Origin of the sequence: Bradyrhizobium sp. CCGE-LA001, assembly GCF_000296215.2 — a bacterium.
GTDB lineage: Bacteria > Pseudomonadota > Alphaproteobacteria > Rhizobiales > Xanthobacteraceae > Bradyrhizobium.
This window is the reverse complement of record NZ_CP013949.1, coordinates 686,591-703,213: the sequence shown is the minus strand read 5'-3', so window position 1 is coordinate 703,213 and position 16,623 is coordinate 686,591. Positions and strand designations below refer to the sequence as shown.

The following is a 16,623-nucleotide window of genomic DNA, read 5'->3' as shown; positions in this document are numbered from 1 at the left end:
TGGAAACATCAAATGCGCGCGGGAACGTCAGCTGACCCGCCGTTCCCGCCCCTCCCAGAACGGCCTGCGCAGCTCGCGCTTCAGCACCTTGCCGGCGCCGGACAGCGGCAGCGGCGTCTCGGTGATCTCGATGCTGCGCGGGCATTTGTAGCCGGCGATCAACGCTTTCGTGAACTCGATCAGCTCGCCGGTCGAAACCTCCACGCCGCTGCGCTTGACCACGACCGCATGGACCTGCTCGCCCCATTGCTCATTGGGAATTCCGATCACCGCGCATTGCAGCACCGACGGATGTTGCGCCAGCGCGTTCTCGACCTCGACCGAGTACACATTCTCGCCGCCCGAAATGATCATGTCCTTGACGCGGTCGACGACATAGATGAACCCGTCCTCGTCCATGTAGCCGCCATCGCCCGTGTGCATCCAGCCGTCGACGACGGCGCGCGCGGTCTCCTCCGGCCGTTCCCAATAGCCCATCATCACGGTGTCGCCGCGCACCACGATCTCGCCGACAGCGCCTGTTGGCAGCGGCTGATCGTTCTCGTCGACGATCCGCACCTCGCAGCCCAGCAAGGCGCGGCCGGCGCCGCGATGGCGCCCCTTCTTGCGCCCTTCTCCGACGTGCTGGTCGGGATGCAGCAGCGTCGCGATCGGCGACAGTTCGGTCATGCCGTAAGCCTGCGTGAAGCGCACATGCGGCAGTGCGCGCGCGGCGCGGTCGAGCACCGCCTCGCTGATCGGCGAGGCCCCGTAGATGATGTTCTTCAGCGACGACAGGTCGTAGTTGCCGATGGCGGGGTGATCAACGAACATCTGGATCATCGTGGGCACCAGCAGCACGTCGGTGACGCGCTCGTTCTGCATCGCGGCCATCACACCCTCGGGCGTGAAGCCCTGAACGATCACGTTGGATCCGCCGGAGAGCAGCAGCGAGTACATCGCCGCCCCGTTGGCGAGGTGAAACATCGGCGCCGCATGCAGATAGATCGCGCTTCCCGGAAACAGTCCTTCGCCGAGTGCATTGAGCGCATTGGCCATCAGATTGTGGTGACTGAGCATCACGCCCTTGGACCGGCCGGTGGTGCCGCCGGTGTAGAAGATGCCGGCGAGATCGTCGCCCTTGCGCATGGCATCGGCAACCGGCGCGCTGCCGGCGACCAGATCCTCATAGCTCTCCATCCCGGCCGGCACCTCGCCGTCGTCGGCATAGATCAGCTTCAGCCCAGGAATGGCGCCGGCGAGCTGGGCGCCGACCTGCGCGAAGACCTTGTCGACCAGCAAAACCGAAGCACGGCAGTCGCGCAGCGCATCCTCGTTCTCCAGGGCGCTCCAACGTATGTTGAGCGGCACGATCACGCCGCCCGCCCAGCCGGTCGCCAGATAAAGCTCGAGATAGCGGTCGGAATTGAAGGATAGCACGGCGACTCGGTCACCATCCCCGACGCCGCGTGTGCGCAGGCCGCCGGCCAACCTGGTAACGCGCTCGCCGAGCTCGCCCCAGCTGCGCCGCCGCTGGCCATAGACCGTCGCCAAACCGTTCGGATTGATCTGCAGCGCGCGCCGCAATCCATGCGTGATGTTCATCCTCTTCCTCCTCCCGTGCGTTTCTTCCCAGTCGTCTTGCGTCCTGAGTTGCGCCGTTGCGGCGCTCTCGGCGTCTTCTTTGTCATTTCCAACCGGCCCGCGGCGGCCAGGCCATCCGTCAGCCGGACCGTGAACTCGTCGGCGATCGCGGTCGGCGACAGCTCGCCGTCGCGGCGATACCAATGGCCGATCCAGTTGAGCGAGCCCGCGATCGCGAAGGCTGCAAGCTTGGGATCGCAGGGCCTGATCGAACGGTCGTCGATACCCCCGGCGATATACTGCCGGAACGTGGCGTCGATCCGCCTCTTGGCGGCACGTGCGACACCGGCGTTGCGCTCGGCGAGGTCGCGCAGATCGAAGCGCACCAGGCTCGCGCCGAAATCGGTCGCCATCAGACCGGCATAGGCGTGCACCAGCTTGCGCAGCTTGGCGAGGCCCGAACCACCGCCGGCGTTGATCTCCGTGATTACGCTGTCGACAAGCTCGGCGCCCATCGACCAGCACTCGAACAGGATCTCGTCCTTGCCCCGGAAGTAATTGTAGAGCGCAGGCTTGGTGATGTTCAGCCGGTCGGCCACCTCGTTCAGCGTCACGCGATGATAGCCCTGCTCCAGGAACAGCTGAACGGCGGCGCGCAACACCGCCTCGCGCTTCTCGTCGCGGGCGCGGCGCCGGCTCTCGAAAGGCAGCCAGGGTGACGACGGTGGAACGGGCGGCGCTGAATCCATGGTGCTCGGTTGACTCCGGTCGACATCGAGCGATATGTTACCCATGGGTAATAAAAAGTCCAATGGGTAATTTATCGGGAGGAAGCGATGTCTGACGTCGTCGTCGCAGGGGTCGGCATGATCCCGTTCGCCAAGCCGGGCGCCAGCGCGCCCTATCACGAGATGGGGACGGACGCGGTCAGGCTCGCGCTCGCCGACGCCGGCCTCGGCTACGACAAAATCGAGCAGGCCTATGTCGGATACGTCTACGGCGATTCCACCTGCGGGCAGCGCGCGCTCTACCCTGTCGGGATGACCGGCATCCCCATCGTCAACGTCAACAACAATTGCTCGACCGGCTCGACCGCGCTGTTCATGGCGCGGCAGATGATCGCAAGCGGCGCGCTGGATTGCGTGCTGGCGGTCGGCTTCGAGCAGATGAAGCCCGGCGCGCTCGGCAGCGTCTACACCGATCGCCCGAGCGCATTCGAGGACTTCGACGCCGCCGCGGACCAGCTGATCGACGCCCCCGGCGTTCCGCTGGCGCTACGCTATTTCGGCGGCGCCGGGCTCAGCCACATGAAGAAATACGGCACCCCGCTCGACGCCTTCGCCAAGGTTCGCGCCAAGGCGAGCCGTCATGCCAAGAACAATCCGCTCGCGCTGTTCCGCAAGGAAGTCACGGCGGACGACGTGATGAACGACCAGGTGATCTGGCCGGGCGTGATGACGCGTTTGATGGCGTGCCCGCCGACCTGTGGCGGCGCCGCTGCCGTGCTGGTGTCCGAACGGTTTGCGGACAAGCACGGCATCGGCAAACAGGTGCGTATCGCGGCGCAGGCCATGACCACCGATACGCCCTCGACCTTCAAGGCCGGCGACATGATGCAGCTGGTCGGCTACGACTTGGCAAAAGAGGCGGCCAGCCGGGTCTATGAGAGCGCCGGCATCGGCCCCGGCGATCTCGACGTGGTCGAGCTGCACGACTGCTTCGCCCATAACGAGCTCATCACCTACGAGGCACTCGGTCTCTGCGGCGAGGGCGAGGCCGGCAAGTTCATCAATGACGGCGACAACACCTATGGCGGCCGCATCGTGACCAATCCCTCAGGCGGATTGCTGTCCAAGGGACATCCGCTCGGCGCCACCGGGCTTGCGCAGTGCTATGAGCTGACGCGACAATTGCGCGGCACGGCAGGCTCCACGCAGGTCGAGGGCGCCAAGGTCGCGCTCCAGCATAATCTGGGCCTCGGCGGCGCCTGCGTCGTCACGCTCTACAAGCGGCATTGATCTCCGCCATGGTCGATCAGTCCGCCGTAGGGCGCAGCTTCACGCCCGTCACCGCGCGCGTGGAGCCCGGCCGTCTCCGCTACTTCCTCAACACGCTGAATGAAGAGAATCCAGTCTACCGCAACGCGGATGCTGCGCAGGCGGCCGGATTCGCCGGCACCCCCGTGCCGCCGACCTATTTGTTCTGCCTGGAGATGATGGACGTCGACGATCCCTTCGAGATGTTCACCGCACTCGACATTGATCTCGCCCGCGTGCTGCACGGCGAGCAGAGCTTCGTCTATCACGCGCCGGTTCTGGTCGGCGACACCCTGACGTTTCGGCCGCGCGTGACCAGCGTGACGGACAAGAAGGGTGGCGCGATGACGCTGATCGGCATCCGCTGCGAGGTGACCAACCAGGACGGCGTGCATGTCGCCGACACCGCGCGCACCATCGTGGTCCGCAACGAGGTGTCGTCATGATGGCGTCCGGAGACATCAAGCCCGGCGACCGCATCGTCCACAAGGTCTTTCCGCCGATCACCCGCCACACGCTCGCGCTCTATTGCGGCGCATCGGGCGACCATAATCCGATCCACGTCGATATCGACTTTGCCAAGGCGGCCGGTTTTACTGATGTGTTCGCCCACGGCATGCTGGTGATGGCCTGCCTCGGGCAGGCGCTCACCGACGTGGTACCGCCGTCGAGGCTTCGCAGCTTTGCGACGAGGTTCGTCGCCATCACCCAGCTCGGCGCCAAGCTGACATGCCAAGGCACCGTGACGGAGGTCTTCGCCGAGAATGGCGAGCGCCGCGCACGGCTCGCGCTCACCACCACCGATGATCGCGGCGAGGTCAAGCTCGAAGGCAGCGCCGTCGTCGCGCTGCAATAGCAAGAGGACTCAATCACATGACAAAACTGCAGGGAAAGGTCGCGCTCGTGACCGGCTCGGGCCGCGGTATCGGGCGCGCGATCGCCCTCAAGCTGGCGCGCGAGGGCGCGAGGGTCGTCATCAATGATCTCGATGCCGAACCTGGCGATGCCGTGGTCGCGGAGATCAAGGCGCTTGGGGGCGATGCCGTTGCCGTGAACGGCAGCGTCGCGGAGGCAGGTTTCGCCGACCGCTTCGTCGGCACCGCGCTGGACAGGTTCGGCGGGCTCGACATCATCGTCAACAATGCCGGCTATACCTGGGACTCCACCATCCAGAAGATGACGGACGAGCAGTTCCAGGCCATGCTCGACGTCCATCTCGTCGCACCGTTCCGTCTGCTGCGCGCGGCCGCCGAGCCAATCCGCGTCTTCGCCAGGAAGGAAGCCGAGGAAGGGCGTGAGGTGTTCCGCAAGGTCGTGAATATCTCCTCCATCGCAGGCCTCTACGGCAATGCCGGGCAGGCCAGCTATTCCTCGGCCAAGGCTTCGCTCATCGGGCTGACCCGGACCATGTGCAAGGAGTGGGGCCGCTACAAGGTCAACGTGAATTGCGTCGCCTTCGGCCTCATCAACACCCGTTTGACCCAGCCGATCGAGGCGCAGCAGAAGACCATCGACGTCGCCGGCCGCGACATCAAGGTCGGCGTGCAGCCGCACATGCTCGACGCCATGTCGCGCATGATTCCGCTCGGCCGCGGCGGCACGCCGGAGGAGGCGGCCGACGCCGTCTATCTGTTCTGCAGTCCGGAATCCAATTATATCAGCGGTCAGGTGGTCGTCGCCGGCGGCGGCCTGATTGTCTGAGAGCGAGGCGCTGATGCATTATCGATCGTCCTGGATGACCGAAGAGCTGGACACGTTCCGCGACCAGTTCCGCAAATATCTCGCCAAGGATCTGGCGCCGCATGCCGAGAAATGGCGCGAGCAGAAGATGGTCGATCGCTTCGCCTGGCGCGGGCTCGGCGAGATGGGCGCGCTGCTCGCCAGCGTGCCGGAGGAATATGGCGGGCTGGGCGCGACCTTCGCCTATGACGCCGCCGTGCTGGACGATCTCGAAAGCACCGTGCCGGAGCTGACCACCGGCGTCTCCGTGCACAGCGCCATCGTCGCGCATTATATTCTCAACTACGGCTCGGAGGAGCAGAAGAAGCGCTGGCTGCCGAAGATGGCGTCTGGCGAGATGGTCGGCGCCATCGCCATGACCGAACCCGGCACCGGCTCGGACCTGCAGGCCGTGAAGACCACGGCGAAGAAGCAGGGCAATTCCTACGTCATCAACGGCCAGAAGACCTTCATCACCAACGGCCAGGCCGCCGACCTCGTCATCGTGGCCGCACGCACCGGCGATGCCGGGGCCAAGGGCATTTCGCTGATCGTGGTCGAGACGGCGGGCGCGGACGGTTACAAGCGCGGGCGCAACCTCGACAAGATCGGGCTGCACGCCTCCGACACATCGGAGCTGTTCTTCGACAATGTCACGGTGCCGCCGGAAAACCTGCTCGGCAAGGAGGAAGGCCAGGGTTTCGTCCAGCTGATGCAGCAGCTGCCGCAGGAGCGCCTCGCCCTCGCGGTCGGCGCCGTCGCCTCGATGGAGCGAGCGGTCAAGCTCACCACGGACTACACCAAGGAGCGGAAAGCGTTCGGCAGGCCGTTGATGGATTTCCAGAACACCGCCTTCACGCTGGCCGAGCGCAAGACCGAGGCGATGATTGCGCGCGTCTTCGTCGACTGGTGCATCGAGCGCCTGGTCGCCGGGGATCTCGACACCGTCACGGCGTCGATGGCGAAATATTGGTGCTCGGAGAAGCAGGTCGAGACCGCCGACGAATGCCTCCAGCTGTTCGGCGGCTACGGTTACATGCAGGAATATCCGATCTCGCGCATCTTCATCGATTCCCGCATCCAGAAGATCTATGGCGGCACAAATGAGATCATGAAGCTGCTGATCGCCAGATCACTGTAATCAGGTCGCTGCAATCGAGCCGCTGTGAGCTGCTACCTCATCCGCTTGTCGGCGGCGATGAAATCGATGAAGGTCCGCACCTTCGCGGACAGGTATTTGCGGCTCGGATAGACCGCGAACAGCTTTCCGACGAAGACGACCTGCTCGGACATCAAATGTTCGAGACGCCCGCTGGCGATGTCCTCGGCGACCAGCCATTTCGGCAGGAAGGCGAGCCCCATCCCTTCCAGCGCAGCCATATGCAGCAGCGTTTCGTTGCCGCTGCGCAGCACCGGATTGAGCTTGACGGTCTCGAGGCCGTGCTCGCCCTGGAAGGAGAAGCTCTCGCCGGGATAAAGCGCATAGTGCAGCAAGGCCCGGCCGGAGAGATCGGCAAAGGACACCGGGCGGCCAGCACGTTTGAGATAGGCCGGAGCGGCAACCAGATAGAACGGAACGTTGGTGATGGGCCGCGCAATCAGCGCCTCGTCGGGTGCGCCGGTCGCGCGCAAAGCGAGATCGAATCCCTCCTCGACCAGATTGACCAGCCGCCCGCTGAGATCGACGTCGAGACGCACGTCCCGATGGCGGGCCTGATAGTCGGCCAGCACGCCGGCGAAGATCGAGTTCGCCATCCACACCGGCGCGGTCAGCCGCAGCGTGCCGTGCGGCACCACCGTCGCGTTGCTGACGGCGGCCTCGACCTCGTCGAGCGAGTCCAGCATCTGCCGGGCCTGCTCGAAATAGAGCGTGCCGCTTTCGCTCAGGCTGACGCGCCGGCTGGTCCGGTTGAGCAGCCTCGTGCCCAGCCGCTTCTCGATCTGCATCACGTGCTTGCTCGCCATGGCGGGCGACATGCGCAGGCGCTGCGCCGCGGCCGCAAAGCTCTTGAGCTCGGCGACCAGGCAAAACACCCTCATACTGACCAGAGTATCCATTGGATCATCAACATCCAGGAAACGAACCCATCCCGCAACCGATAATGATCAATAATCAGGAAATCATCAAATGGTGGCAACCCTCACATTCCTGGAGCAACACCATGTCCACCACGACCCTCGAGACCGCTGCCCCCGGGCGGGCCCTCCGCATCGGCCTCTGGGCTGCGCAGGTCGTCCTCGCCTTCGTCTTTGTCTCGGCGGGGTTCGTCAAGCTCACCACCCCGATTCCCCAGTTGGCCGCGATGATGCCCTGGGCCGGGCAGTATTCCGAGACGTTTGTCCACTCGATCGCGCTGGTCGATCTCGCCGGTGGGATCGGCATCCTGCTGCCGGCCCTGACACGGATCCTGCCCCGGCTGACGGTGCTGGCCGCGCTCGGCTGCGCGGTGCTGCAGGTGATCGCACTCGTCTTCCACCTCTCGCGCGGCGAGGCTGACGTGGCACCGCTCAACATCGCGCTGCTTGCGCTCAGCCTGTTCGTATTGTGGGGCCGCGGCAGCAAGGCGCCGATCGCGCCGCGTCAGTTCTGACCGGCAGCAACGTCATGATCTCAGCAACTGCATGGTCCCGAAGAGGCCTGCTCGCGGGCACCGCAATCCTCACAGCCGGCGGTGCCGCGGCCAAGGAGGATCGTCTCACCCAGGGCGTCGTGATCCTGATCGACAGCAACGAGCCTTACGTCATGGGGCACGCAATCAGCTACTCGGCCAATCTCTCCAAGCATTTTGCCGAGAGGGGCGCGAAATTGCTGATCGAGGTCGTCGCCAACGGCAAGGGCATCGACGTCTTCCGCGCGGACAAGACCCCACTGGGCGAGCCGCTCGCGACGCTGCGGCAATCGCTGCCGAACCTCACCTACAGCATGTGCGCCTCATCCAAGGTGATTGCGGAAGCCAAGGAGCAGATATCCATCCCGCTGATCGCAGGCGCGACCCTCGTCCCGTTCGGAATCGGCCGCGTCGTCGACCTGCAATTGAAGGGCTGGGCCTATATCCATGCCTGATGAGCGGCACGAAAGGGGACCAGTGATGTCGCGGCGATCGATCCTGATCGCCGCGCCGATGCTGGCCGCTTCTCTCCGCGCAAGCCGCGCGCGGGAGAGCTGGCCGCCGGTGTTCAAGGCCGACCGCAGCCAGTTCACAATGGTGCGGCCGCGCGCAATGATGCCGCAGCTCAGGCTTCAGCATATCGGGGGTCGGGACGCCGTGATCACAGCAAAGCCGGGCCGCATCACTCTGGTGAATTTCTGGGCTACCTGGTGCGCGGCCTGCAAGCTCGACCTGCCCATGCTGGCAAGCCTTGCAGCATCACGACCCGAAGCGCTCGACATCGTCGCGATCTGCACCGACACCAAAGACCTGCGCAAGATCCGCAAATATCTCGACAGTCTCGCCGTGCGAAACCTCGCCTGCTATGCCGATGCCTATGGCGCAGCGGCCGAAGCATCCAGCGCGATGTTCACGATCATCGGCATGCCCATCACCTATCTGGTGGGTATGGGCGGCCGCGTCGAGGGCTACATCACCGGCGCGCCCGACTGGCTCTCCCCGGCAGGCAGCCGCCTGCTGCAATTCTATCGCGAGCAGAGCTAACGGCGCTCAATTCGGATGCCACCAGCGGCCGCCGATGACGACGCCTTCGGAAACGATCTTGCGGTCGCCGATCAGGTGCTCGCCGACGACGTCCTCATAGTCGAACTGGCCTTGCTTCACCGTAACAAGCGTGGCGTCGCCGACGCTGCCGGGCTTGAGGCTGCCGAGTTCGGGGCGGCGCAGCGCCATCGCGGCATTCACGGTCGACGCCGCGACCACGTCGGAGAGATCCATGCCCATGCACAGGAACTTCGACATGGTCGTGACCTGGTCGTAGGCGGGACCGTCGATGCACAGCATGTGGATGTCGGACGAGATCGTGTCCGGATAGAAGCCGTTGGCGAGCATCGCGCGCGCGGTCTTGAACGCGAACGAGCCCTTGCCGTGGCCGATGTCGAACAGCACGCCGCGCTCGCGCGCATCCAGCACCGCCTTCTTCACCGTGCCCTGCGCGGTCGCCGGCGTGTTGGGGAAGGGTCGGAATGCGTGGGTCAGCACGTCGCCGGGCCGCAGGCGGGCCAGCACCTCTTCGTAGCTCGGCGGCGGATGGTCGATATGCGCCATCAGGGGCATGCCGACCTCGTCGGCCACCTGGAGCGCGATGTCGAGCGGCACCGCCCCCGACGTGCCCGAGGAATGCAGGCCGACGCGCACCTTGATACCGACGATGAGGTCGCGGTTGGCATCGGCCACCTTGGCCGCGTCTATTGGATTCATCAGCCGCAGCTCCTCGCTTTCGCCGACCATGATCCGGTGCGAGAAGCCGAAGATGCCGGCATGCGAGACGTGCAGATAAGCGAGGATGCGAACCTGGCTCGGCTCGATCACGTGCTTGCGGAAGCCGGCGAAATTGCCGGGTCCGGCGCTGCCGGTATCGATGGCGGTGGTGACGCCGGAGAGGCGGCAGAATTCCTCGGCATCGATGCCGAGCGAGGTGCCGCCCCAATAGACATGGGTGTGGAGATCGATCAGCCCCGGCGTCACGATGTATTTCGAGACGTCGCGCACGTCCGTGCCCGGATCGGCCTTGAGTTCGCTGCCGACCGCGGCAACCTTGCCGCCGGCGAAGGCGACATCGGTTACGGCGTCGAGCTTCTGGGAGGGGTCGATCACACGGCCGCCGCGCAGGATCAGGTCGAAAGGCATCAGGGTCTCCAGGTGGGGATAGTGAGACGAGGCGGGCACGCCGGCCGGGCCAGCAAGCAAGCCATTCACCTCAAGCCCTTCACCTGTAGCAATTTTTGCGCCGACCAGCGTGGCGAACCGTAACCGCGGCCCACGAAAAATGGCGATCCCGGGAAGACTCGAACTTCCGACCTACGGTTTAGGAAACCGTCGCTCTATCCGGCTGAGCTACGGGACCGCGGAACCCGAAGTTGCAGGTTCGGCTCCTCATAGCAGAGCAGGACGAGGTTCGCCAGCCGCTAGACTGGCCACATCGACCGAACAAGGAGCTGTACCATAACCTCCAGGTCCATTCTGCGGAGCAGCTCACATGATCGACTGCATCAGCGCCATCACGCTCGGCACCCATGACATGGCGCGAGCCGTGCACTTCTACCGCTCGCTGGGGTTCGAGCTCCTATATGGCGGCGAATCTGCGGCGTTCACGAGTTTTCGCGCCGGCACCGGATATCTCAACCTGACGGCACAGCCCGACGAGAAGCAGTGGTCCTGGTGGGGCCGGGTCATCTTCTATGTCGCCGACGTCGATGCGACCTATGATCAGGCCCGCGCCGTCGGATGGCAGCCATCCACCACGCCGCGCGATGCGGAATGGGGCGAGCGCTACTTCCATCTCGCCGATCCCGACGGGCATGAGCTCAGCTTCGCACGGCCGCTGCGTAAGGCATGACGAGGCGAGCCAGGCCTGATATCGCTGTCCAGCACCAGCTATCCCCGATCGGCGATGCGCCGATTGTCGGGCACGACGGAGCGGGTTGTCATCCGGGAGACCCTTGGGTCTGTCGTAAGATTCCGCTCATGAACGGCGAGGAAATCACCGCCCCCTCACGGAGGTCTGGCCTTCCACCACTTTCTCAAGCAGGCGGAACGAGCCTTGCGTTGCGCAACCCGCGGAGGCATGCTCGGCTCCGTGATGCCGGAGATCGAGACCCCTCGAGGTGAGCTATGAATCTTCCGCAAGAGCCAGATCTTCTGATTGAGAAGGATGCGGACGGGGTTATTCGTGAGTTGCGCCATCTGCAGACGCCAGCGGTGGGTGACCCTGACGTAACAGCGAAGCGAGCAGCGTTCGAGTATCTGACGCTGGCTTCCCATACCCACCCGCCTTTGCTGCCGCTCAGCGACGACGATTTGGAACACCTTGACCGCACGAGTGGGCCTGGCGAGCGGGCGCGGTCCAGTGATGCACGATTTGCATGGGCAAAGCCCCGCGAATTGAAACGGAACGACAGGCTCGAGACCACAATCGTCTGGGTGCAACAAACAGTTCCCATCGGGAATTCGAAGATTGCCGTCGATGTCGAAGGGAGCAGCATTCGACTCGTCGTGCATCGCGCGCAAGCGAGCCATAGGCCCCTAATCACCAGTGTGCGTTCGACGACGCTCAAGGATCCTGAGCTGCCGGTGCACGCAAACGACGTCGAGGACGTGCTCGGTGGGCTGAAGCAGGAGTGGGCCGACGAGCTGAAGCAGGAAGTCGCGCTGGAGCTGCTTCGTTCTGTTCTGGGCCTTGGCCGGCCAATCGGGGTCGATGATCTACGGATTCTCGCATATGAGCGCGAGCGGGCAACCGTCGGGCGCAGCGGCAAGCTGGGCCTCGCCCTCAGCGCCGCGATCTTCATGCCGGTGGCGAGCGGTGACTCCATTGCACACCGGGTCCTGGTCGATCTCCCGAGTCTCAAGCCTGTCCGCAAGACCCCGATCCTGTCGGCTTGCGCTGGATATGCCTTCCTCAGTGATCCCGCCAGCAAGACAGGCGGCTTCAAGCTGCGCCCTGACAGCCTCGCCGACTTGCTCGATCACGAGCGCGATCCAGTCGGATTACTGGATCTCGATCACGCCGGTGGCGGCCGTCGGAAGCTGTCGGGGCCGCGCGTGACCGTGCTCGCGCCGGCGGCGCTGGGTGATGACTATGATCCGCCGGTGCAGCGGCCTCCCTTCGCCTTCACGGCTCGAACCAACGAGTTCGCCGCGGTCAGCGCCTACTGTCATTGCGATTCAATGATGCAACTGGTGCAGGGATTCGGGTTCGTTCTGAAAGACTATTTTGGAAAGGTTGCACTACCGTTGACCGTCGAACATCGGGCCAAGATGTTGACGGGCTCGGGGGCCCATGACGGCCGTGGCATCAATGCCTACGTGACCCCGTTCCGCGCCGACCAAATGGCGACAGAGTGGGACGTCAGGATGTTGTTCGGGCTTGCGGATTTCGCGGACACTTGGAAGCACCCTCTTGGGCTTGTCGCCGACGTGCGCTTCGTCTGGCATGAGTTCTGCCACGTCCTGATTCTGGCCGCGACTGGCTCGACCGAATTCGACTTCGCTCATAGCGCCGGTGACGCGCTTGGCGCGATCATGTGTGATCCGGCGTCAAAGCTCCCGAAGACATGGCGGGGGGTGACGTTCCCCTTCATCCAGCTGCCGTTGCGGCGCCACGACCGTGACGTCACGAAAGGATGGGGCTGGAACGGAACACTGTATGAGAAACCAAATCCGACCTACGGGCCGCGCGATCCCGTCGGCTACAACTCCGAGCAGATCCTGTCGAGCACCCTGTTCCAGCTCTATCTCGCCTCCGGCGGCGATGCGGTTCGCCCGGACGAGGCGCCGGATGTCGACGCTCGCACGGCTGCTGCATACTACATTGCTTACCTCGTCGTACGCGCGATCGCCTCGCTCGGTTCCGTCGCGACGCAACCGACCCGCGAGGCGGGGCAGTTCGCCACAGCCCTGATGGACGCCGATGTCGGCACTCCTTATCTCGACTACGACGGATCGAGGCGGCTGGGCGGAATGCTCCACAAGGTTGTCCGCTGGGCTTTTGAGAGACAAGGCCTTTACCAAGCTTCTTCGGCTGCGCGAGTAGACGAGCCAGGTAGTCCGCCGCCGATTGACATCTACGTCGATGACGGCCGTGGCGGGCAATACAAGTACTGCAAGCACTGGCACGCACTCCCTGCTGTTTTCTGGGTCCGCAACGCCGCGGACGGCCAGCGGTATGATCAGACGCCGCGCCCGGGCTATGTCAACTATGTCTATGTCAAACTTGGGAATCGCGGCGCCCAGATCGCGACCGCGGCATCGGTGGATGTTTCCACAGTCGTCGGCAACCATGCAGACACTTGGGATACTGATCCGAACCACTGGTCGCCGGTGAACGGAAACAATACGACGACGGACGTATCACCCGGTGAACCATCTGCGATCTTTGGGCCGTTTGAGTGGACACCACAGGCCGGGAAGAGAAACGCCCTGCTCGTCCGCGCGACGGTCGCGGGCGATCGCAGCAACATTGATACGGGGTCTACCCTGCCTGTAGCAACCGGCCCCGTGACCGTGGCGGACCTTGTCCGCACCGACAACAATCTCGGCTATCGGGAGTGGACCTTATAGAGCATTATCGGTTCTGATTGAATCAGAACCGAAGCTCTAGATTCTTGTTTTGACGCGTTTTTTTAACGCGAACCGGTATCCACTTCGCTCAGAAGCGCTCTAGCCAGAGCATGATCCGGAACAGTGCGCAGCGGTGTTCCGCAAAGATCATACTCAAACAACAACCTGAAGCGCGATGATGAATCGCCCCGATCTCATCGCGCGCTAGGCGGCGCCCGCCAAGCCGACTCCTTCCATTTTCTACCGGCCACCGGCGGGGTCACGGAAAATTCGGGAGCGGATCGTTGGTGTCCGGCGTTATTGACGCGATCCACTCATCCTTGGCTTTACCAAACAACGCCGTGATATCCGGGCAATGCGCCTCGATCAGGTCCACACACTTTTCGGCAATGAGTTCGCCTGCAGCGCTATCGCTCGCGTAATGCACTCCGGCCCGCTCGCGGTTGAGCGCAACCCTTTTTGCAAGCCAGTAGAGTTGATCCGTGTAGTCGGGCGATACCTTCGCAAGGAACCGCGACAGCAGCCAACTCTGCAGGGAATGACCGCTTGGGAATGACGCATGTGCCGGCGGACCGAAAGCCGGCAAGAGACCCGGACAGACGAACGACGGTCGCGGCCGCTTGAATCTCTTTTTATAGTACGCCGCCACGATCTGGCCGATCCGCACCGCGAGGTTCATAACGACCAGGGTCAGTGCGTGCTGGTGCCCATTGATCGCCATCAGGCCCACCCAATAACCGGGCGCGTTGTCATGCTGCGCGACGATTTCGGCCATATAGCGCTCGCGATCAGTTTGCATGAGCTCCCGGAGTTGCCTGATCTCAGCAGCGACAAACTTCTCAAAGTCCGCATAGCCTGGCTGCCAGCCGACGAGTTCGGGATCGTTCAGGTCAATCGCCTTCCAGTCGGTCTTCTCTAGGAATTCAGTGAGATAGAGCAACGACAGGACATCCGAATCCCACGGTCCGATCCTGTCCTGCCAGGCCTCCTTGGGCAGCAAGTCCTCAGGAAAGCTCGGGTCGGTGTTCGGCCCCAGGTTGTACTGCAGGGTCAAGGGTCGGAAGCCGAGCTCAGGGGGCGTGGCGCTGAAGGCCATGCCCATCCCCATACCCATACCCATACCCATGCCCATACCCATGCCCATTCCCATTCCCATGCCCATTCCCATTCCCATTCCCATACCCATGCCCATGCCATTCTCCTCCAGAGCTGTGCTGCGCGAAAACCTGCTCGTGCCTGGAAGGCTACCGACCGCTGAACAGAATTCAGTCAGCGAGGCAGCCCAGCTTCAATCAATCGTTTGCCAAAGAGAGCGCGTCTGTCCGGTTGCTTGATGGGATACCAGCTACAAAATTTTTCGACGGAGAATGATGGATCGACCCGCAGGAGCGCGGCTCCAACCTCGCGTGCCTGGTTGACAGAGTCCGCCGCCACAAGACTTGCTGCAAGAAGCCGCAAATTCGCGACAAACCGCGGAGCTGCCGCCATCACCTTCGTCCCCCAGTAGACAGCCTCGTCGAAGGTCCCGTTGGTGTAGTGCGCGTTGGTGAGCGCGGACTGATAGAAATAGGCGTAGGGATCGAGCGGCGACAGCGACATCCCATATGATGCTCGCGCCACCGCACGGGGCCCGTCACCGAGGTAGCAATATGTCGACGCGCTCAAGCTCCATGCGATTGCGGAATTCGGCGTTCCTCCGATCGCGCGATCGAAAGCGTCTATCGCACGATCATACGCGGCGAACAGAAAGGAGTTGATGTGCCCGAAAATTGCAAGTGCCATAGGATCCGATTGCTCGAACTCCAACGCCCGCGACGCAAGCCGCAGCGCCTCTTCCGAATCGGCCTTGAAGTCGGTGGAATGCCCTTCACCGATATGCAGGATGTACCATTTGGCCATTAGCGCATAGGCCGCCGCATAGTGCGGATCGTGCTCCAAGGCCCGTTCAAACAAGGTCCGCGCCGCAATCATATCGTCGTCGCCAAGACGATAAAGCCGATACATCCCCTGCAGAACCAGATCGTAAGCGTTCATGCTCTGGGGGATCTTGCGCTCGGCATGCCTCAGCTCCGAGATGTGAATATGCGGAAGCAGTGCGTAAGCGATGCTGGTCGCTATCTTCTCCTGCACGTCGAAGAGCTGCCAGATCGGCGATTCGTACTGATTGGTCCACAGCATGGAGCGCGTATCGACGTCGATCAACTGCACGCGCATCCGCAACAGCTCACCGTGGCGGGTCAATGTTCCGGTGACCAGGTATCGCACCCCGAGGCGGTGGCAGATCGCGGCGGGATCGATCGTAGGATCGCTGAATCCGAGCGTGGATGTGCTGGACACCACAAACAATTCGCGAATACCCGCCAGCGAAGCGACTATGTCATGAACAATTCCCTGCGCGAGATAGGCGTCCTTCGCTTCAAGCCCAAGCATCTGGAGCGGCAATACTGCGACTGACGGCTTGAGCGCGTGAGCAACGGAGATTGTCGGAGGACGCAACTCTTGATGCGCGATCTTGAATGCGCGGATGCGCCGCTCGATATTCTTGAGCGTGAGGAAGCCGAGATCGGCGGCGTGGTAGCGCAGATCGTCCTTGACTCGATCGTGGATGGACCCGGAAATCACAATGCCGCCCGGGCCGGCGAATTCTTGCAATCGGGCTGCAATATTGACCCCATCGCCATAGATATCGTCGCGTTCGGCGATGACGTCGCCGACATTTGCCGACATCCTCAATTGCAGCGCGTCGCTTCCGCCAGGCGGGATCTCGGCGAGGTACAATTGGGTCACCAGTGCGAAGCCGATCGCGTCCGCGGGCTGCTCGAATTGCAGAAGCAGACCGTCCCCGGTGCTCTTGATCACCTCACCGCGGAATGAAGCGACACGCGGCTCGACAACGTCGGCTCGCAACGACATCCATCGCTTGTGCGTGCCTTCCTCATCAGCGCCCATGAGTCGTGAGTATCCGACGACATCAATGAACACCGTGGCAGCTGTATACCGTTTCGGCCGACCCCGATCCGAGCCACTTTCCGAGGACGTGTTGTCGACTCTGATCATCACAGCGCCACAACTCC

Annotated in this window: 16 protein-coding genes and 1 tRNA gene; 10 read left to right on the top strand and 7 right to left on the bottom strand. The window is 63.2% G+C overall.

Annotated elements, in window-relative coordinates:
- Nucleotides 1–27: 27 nt before the first annotated feature.
- Both BCCGELA001_RS03310 and BCCGELA001_RS03305 read right to left on the bottom strand, forming a co-directional pair.
- Complete coding sequence (locus BCCGELA001_RS03310; protein ID WP_008542400.1) at nt 28–1,584, bottom strand: acyl-CoA synthetase; 1,557 nt, start codon at nt 1,582–1,584, stop codon at nt 28–30.
- Nucleotides 1,581–2,312: a TetR/AcrR family transcriptional regulator gene (locus BCCGELA001_RS03305; RefSeq protein ID WP_063921091.1), complete on the bottom strand. Its 732-nt coding sequence runs from the start codon at nt 2,310–2,312 to the stop codon at nt 1,581–1,583. Before BCCGELA001_RS03305 ends, BCCGELA001_RS03310 begins: the two co-directional genes overlap by 4 nt.
- 87 nt (nt 2,313–2,399) lie before the next feature.
- Between BCCGELA001_RS03305 and BCCGELA001_RS03300 the strand changes: the two genes are divergently transcribed.
- Genes BCCGELA001_RS03300 through BCCGELA001_RS03280 form a run of 5 tightly spaced genes read left to right on the top strand, consistent with a single transcriptional unit; the run spans nt 2,400 to nt 6,459 of the window.
- Complete coding sequence (locus BCCGELA001_RS03300; RefSeq protein WP_060734616.1) at nt 2,400–3,581, top strand: lipid-transfer protein; 1,182 nt, start codon at nt 2,400–2,402, stop codon at nt 3,579–3,581.
- 8 nt (nt 3,582–3,589) lie between these two features.
- The gene (locus tag BCCGELA001_RS03295) at nt 3,590–4,045 is read left to right on the top strand and encodes a MaoC family dehydratase N-terminal domain-containing protein (protein ID WP_008542387.1); all 456 of its coding nucleotides are present in this window, start codon (nt 3,590–3,592) and stop codon (nt 4,043–4,045) included.
- Nucleotides 4,042–4,455 carry a MaoC family dehydratase gene (locus BCCGELA001_RS03290; protein ID WP_008542384.1) on the top strand — a complete coding sequence of 138 codons (414 nt, stop codon included), beginning with the start codon at nt 4,042–4,044 and terminating at the stop codon, nt 4,453–4,455. The genes BCCGELA001_RS03295 and BCCGELA001_RS03290 overlap by 4 nt, the downstream gene beginning before the upstream one ends.
- A 17-nt stretch (nt 4,456–4,472) precedes the next feature.
- Nucleotides 4,473–5,300, top strand: coding sequence for an SDR family NAD(P)-dependent oxidoreductase (locus tag BCCGELA001_RS03285; protein ID WP_060734615.1), 828 nt, complete (start codon nt 4,473–4,475; stop codon nt 5,298–5,300).
- Between the two features lie 13 nt (nt 5,301–5,313).
- Nucleotides 5,314–6,459, top strand: coding sequence for an acyl-CoA dehydrogenase family protein (locus tag BCCGELA001_RS03280; RefSeq protein ID WP_060737464.1), 1,146 nt, complete (start codon nt 5,314–5,316; stop codon nt 6,457–6,459).
- A gap of 32 nt (nt 6,460–6,491) precedes the next feature.
- Here BCCGELA001_RS03280 and BCCGELA001_RS03275 read toward each other — a convergent pair whose 3' ends face one another.
- Nucleotides 6,492–7,376 (bottom strand): LysR family transcriptional regulator, encoded by an 885-nt coding sequence (locus tag BCCGELA001_RS03275; RefSeq protein WP_060734614.1) that lies wholly within the window; start codon nt 7,374–7,376, stop codon nt 6,492–6,494.
- A 104-nt stretch (nt 7,377–7,480) separates the two neighbouring features.
- Between BCCGELA001_RS03275 and BCCGELA001_RS03270 the strand changes: the two genes are divergently transcribed.
- From BCCGELA001_RS03270 to BCCGELA001_RS03260, 3 genes are read left to right on the top strand one after another with little or no spacing between them, the layout of a single operon-like run.
- Nucleotides 7,481–7,909, top strand: coding sequence for a DoxX family protein (locus BCCGELA001_RS03270; protein WP_060737462.1), 429 nt, complete (start codon nt 7,481–7,483; stop codon nt 7,907–7,909).
- Between the two features lie 14 nt (nt 7,910–7,923).
- Nucleotides 7,924–8,382 carry a DsrE family protein gene (locus BCCGELA001_RS03265; protein WP_060737463.1) on the top strand — a complete coding sequence of 153 codons (459 nt, stop codon included), beginning with the start codon at nt 7,924–7,926 and terminating at the stop codon, nt 8,380–8,382.
- 25 nt (nt 8,383–8,407) lie between these two features.
- The gene (locus tag BCCGELA001_RS03260) at nt 8,408–8,971 is read left to right on the top strand and encodes a TlpA family protein disulfide reductase (protein WP_008542359.1); all 564 of its coding nucleotides are present in this window, start codon (nt 8,408–8,410) and stop codon (nt 8,969–8,971) included.
- Between the two features lie 6 nt (nt 8,972–8,977).
- Here BCCGELA001_RS03260 and BCCGELA001_RS03255 read toward each other — a convergent pair whose 3' ends face one another.
- Both BCCGELA001_RS03255 and BCCGELA001_RS03250 read right to left on the bottom strand, forming a co-directional pair.
- Entirely contained in the window at nt 8,978–10,117 is a 1,140-nt protein-coding gene (locus tag BCCGELA001_RS03255; protein ID WP_060737461.1) for an amidohydrolase/deacetylase family metallohydrolase, read from the bottom strand.
- 140 nt (nt 10,118–10,257) lie between these two features.
- Nucleotides 10,258–10,334: transfer RNA gene (locus tag BCCGELA001_RS03250), tRNA-Arg, on the bottom strand.
- Between the two features lie 132 nt (nt 10,335–10,466).
- On the opposite strand from BCCGELA001_RS03250, the gene BCCGELA001_RS03245 reads away from it, so the two are divergent.
- Nucleotides 10,467–10,826 (top strand): VOC family protein, encoded by a 360-nt coding sequence (locus BCCGELA001_RS03245; RefSeq protein ID WP_008542356.1) that lies wholly within the window; start codon nt 10,467–10,469, stop codon nt 10,824–10,826.
- 275 nt (nt 10,827–11,101) lie between these two features.
- Nucleotides 11,102–13,549, top strand: coding sequence for a hypothetical protein (locus tag BCCGELA001_RS03240; protein WP_060734612.1), 2,448 nt, complete (start codon nt 11,102–11,104; stop codon nt 13,547–13,549).
- Between the two features lie 259 nt (nt 13,550–13,808).
- Here the strand turns inward: BCCGELA001_RS03240 and BCCGELA001_RS03235 are convergent, their stop codons facing one another.
- Nucleotides 13,809–14,741, bottom strand: coding sequence for a phosphatase PAP2 family protein (locus tag BCCGELA001_RS03235; protein ID WP_060734611.1), 933 nt, complete (start codon nt 14,739–14,741; stop codon nt 13,809–13,811).
- A 77-nt stretch (nt 14,742–14,818) separates the two neighbouring features.
- Nucleotides 14,819–16,498, bottom strand: a complete 1,680-nt coding sequence (locus BCCGELA001_RS03230; RefSeq protein ID WP_008542351.1) for an adenylate/guanylate cyclase domain-containing protein — start codon at nt 16,496–16,498, stop codon at nt 14,819–14,821.
- Nucleotides 16,499–16,623: the final 125 nt, after the last annotated feature.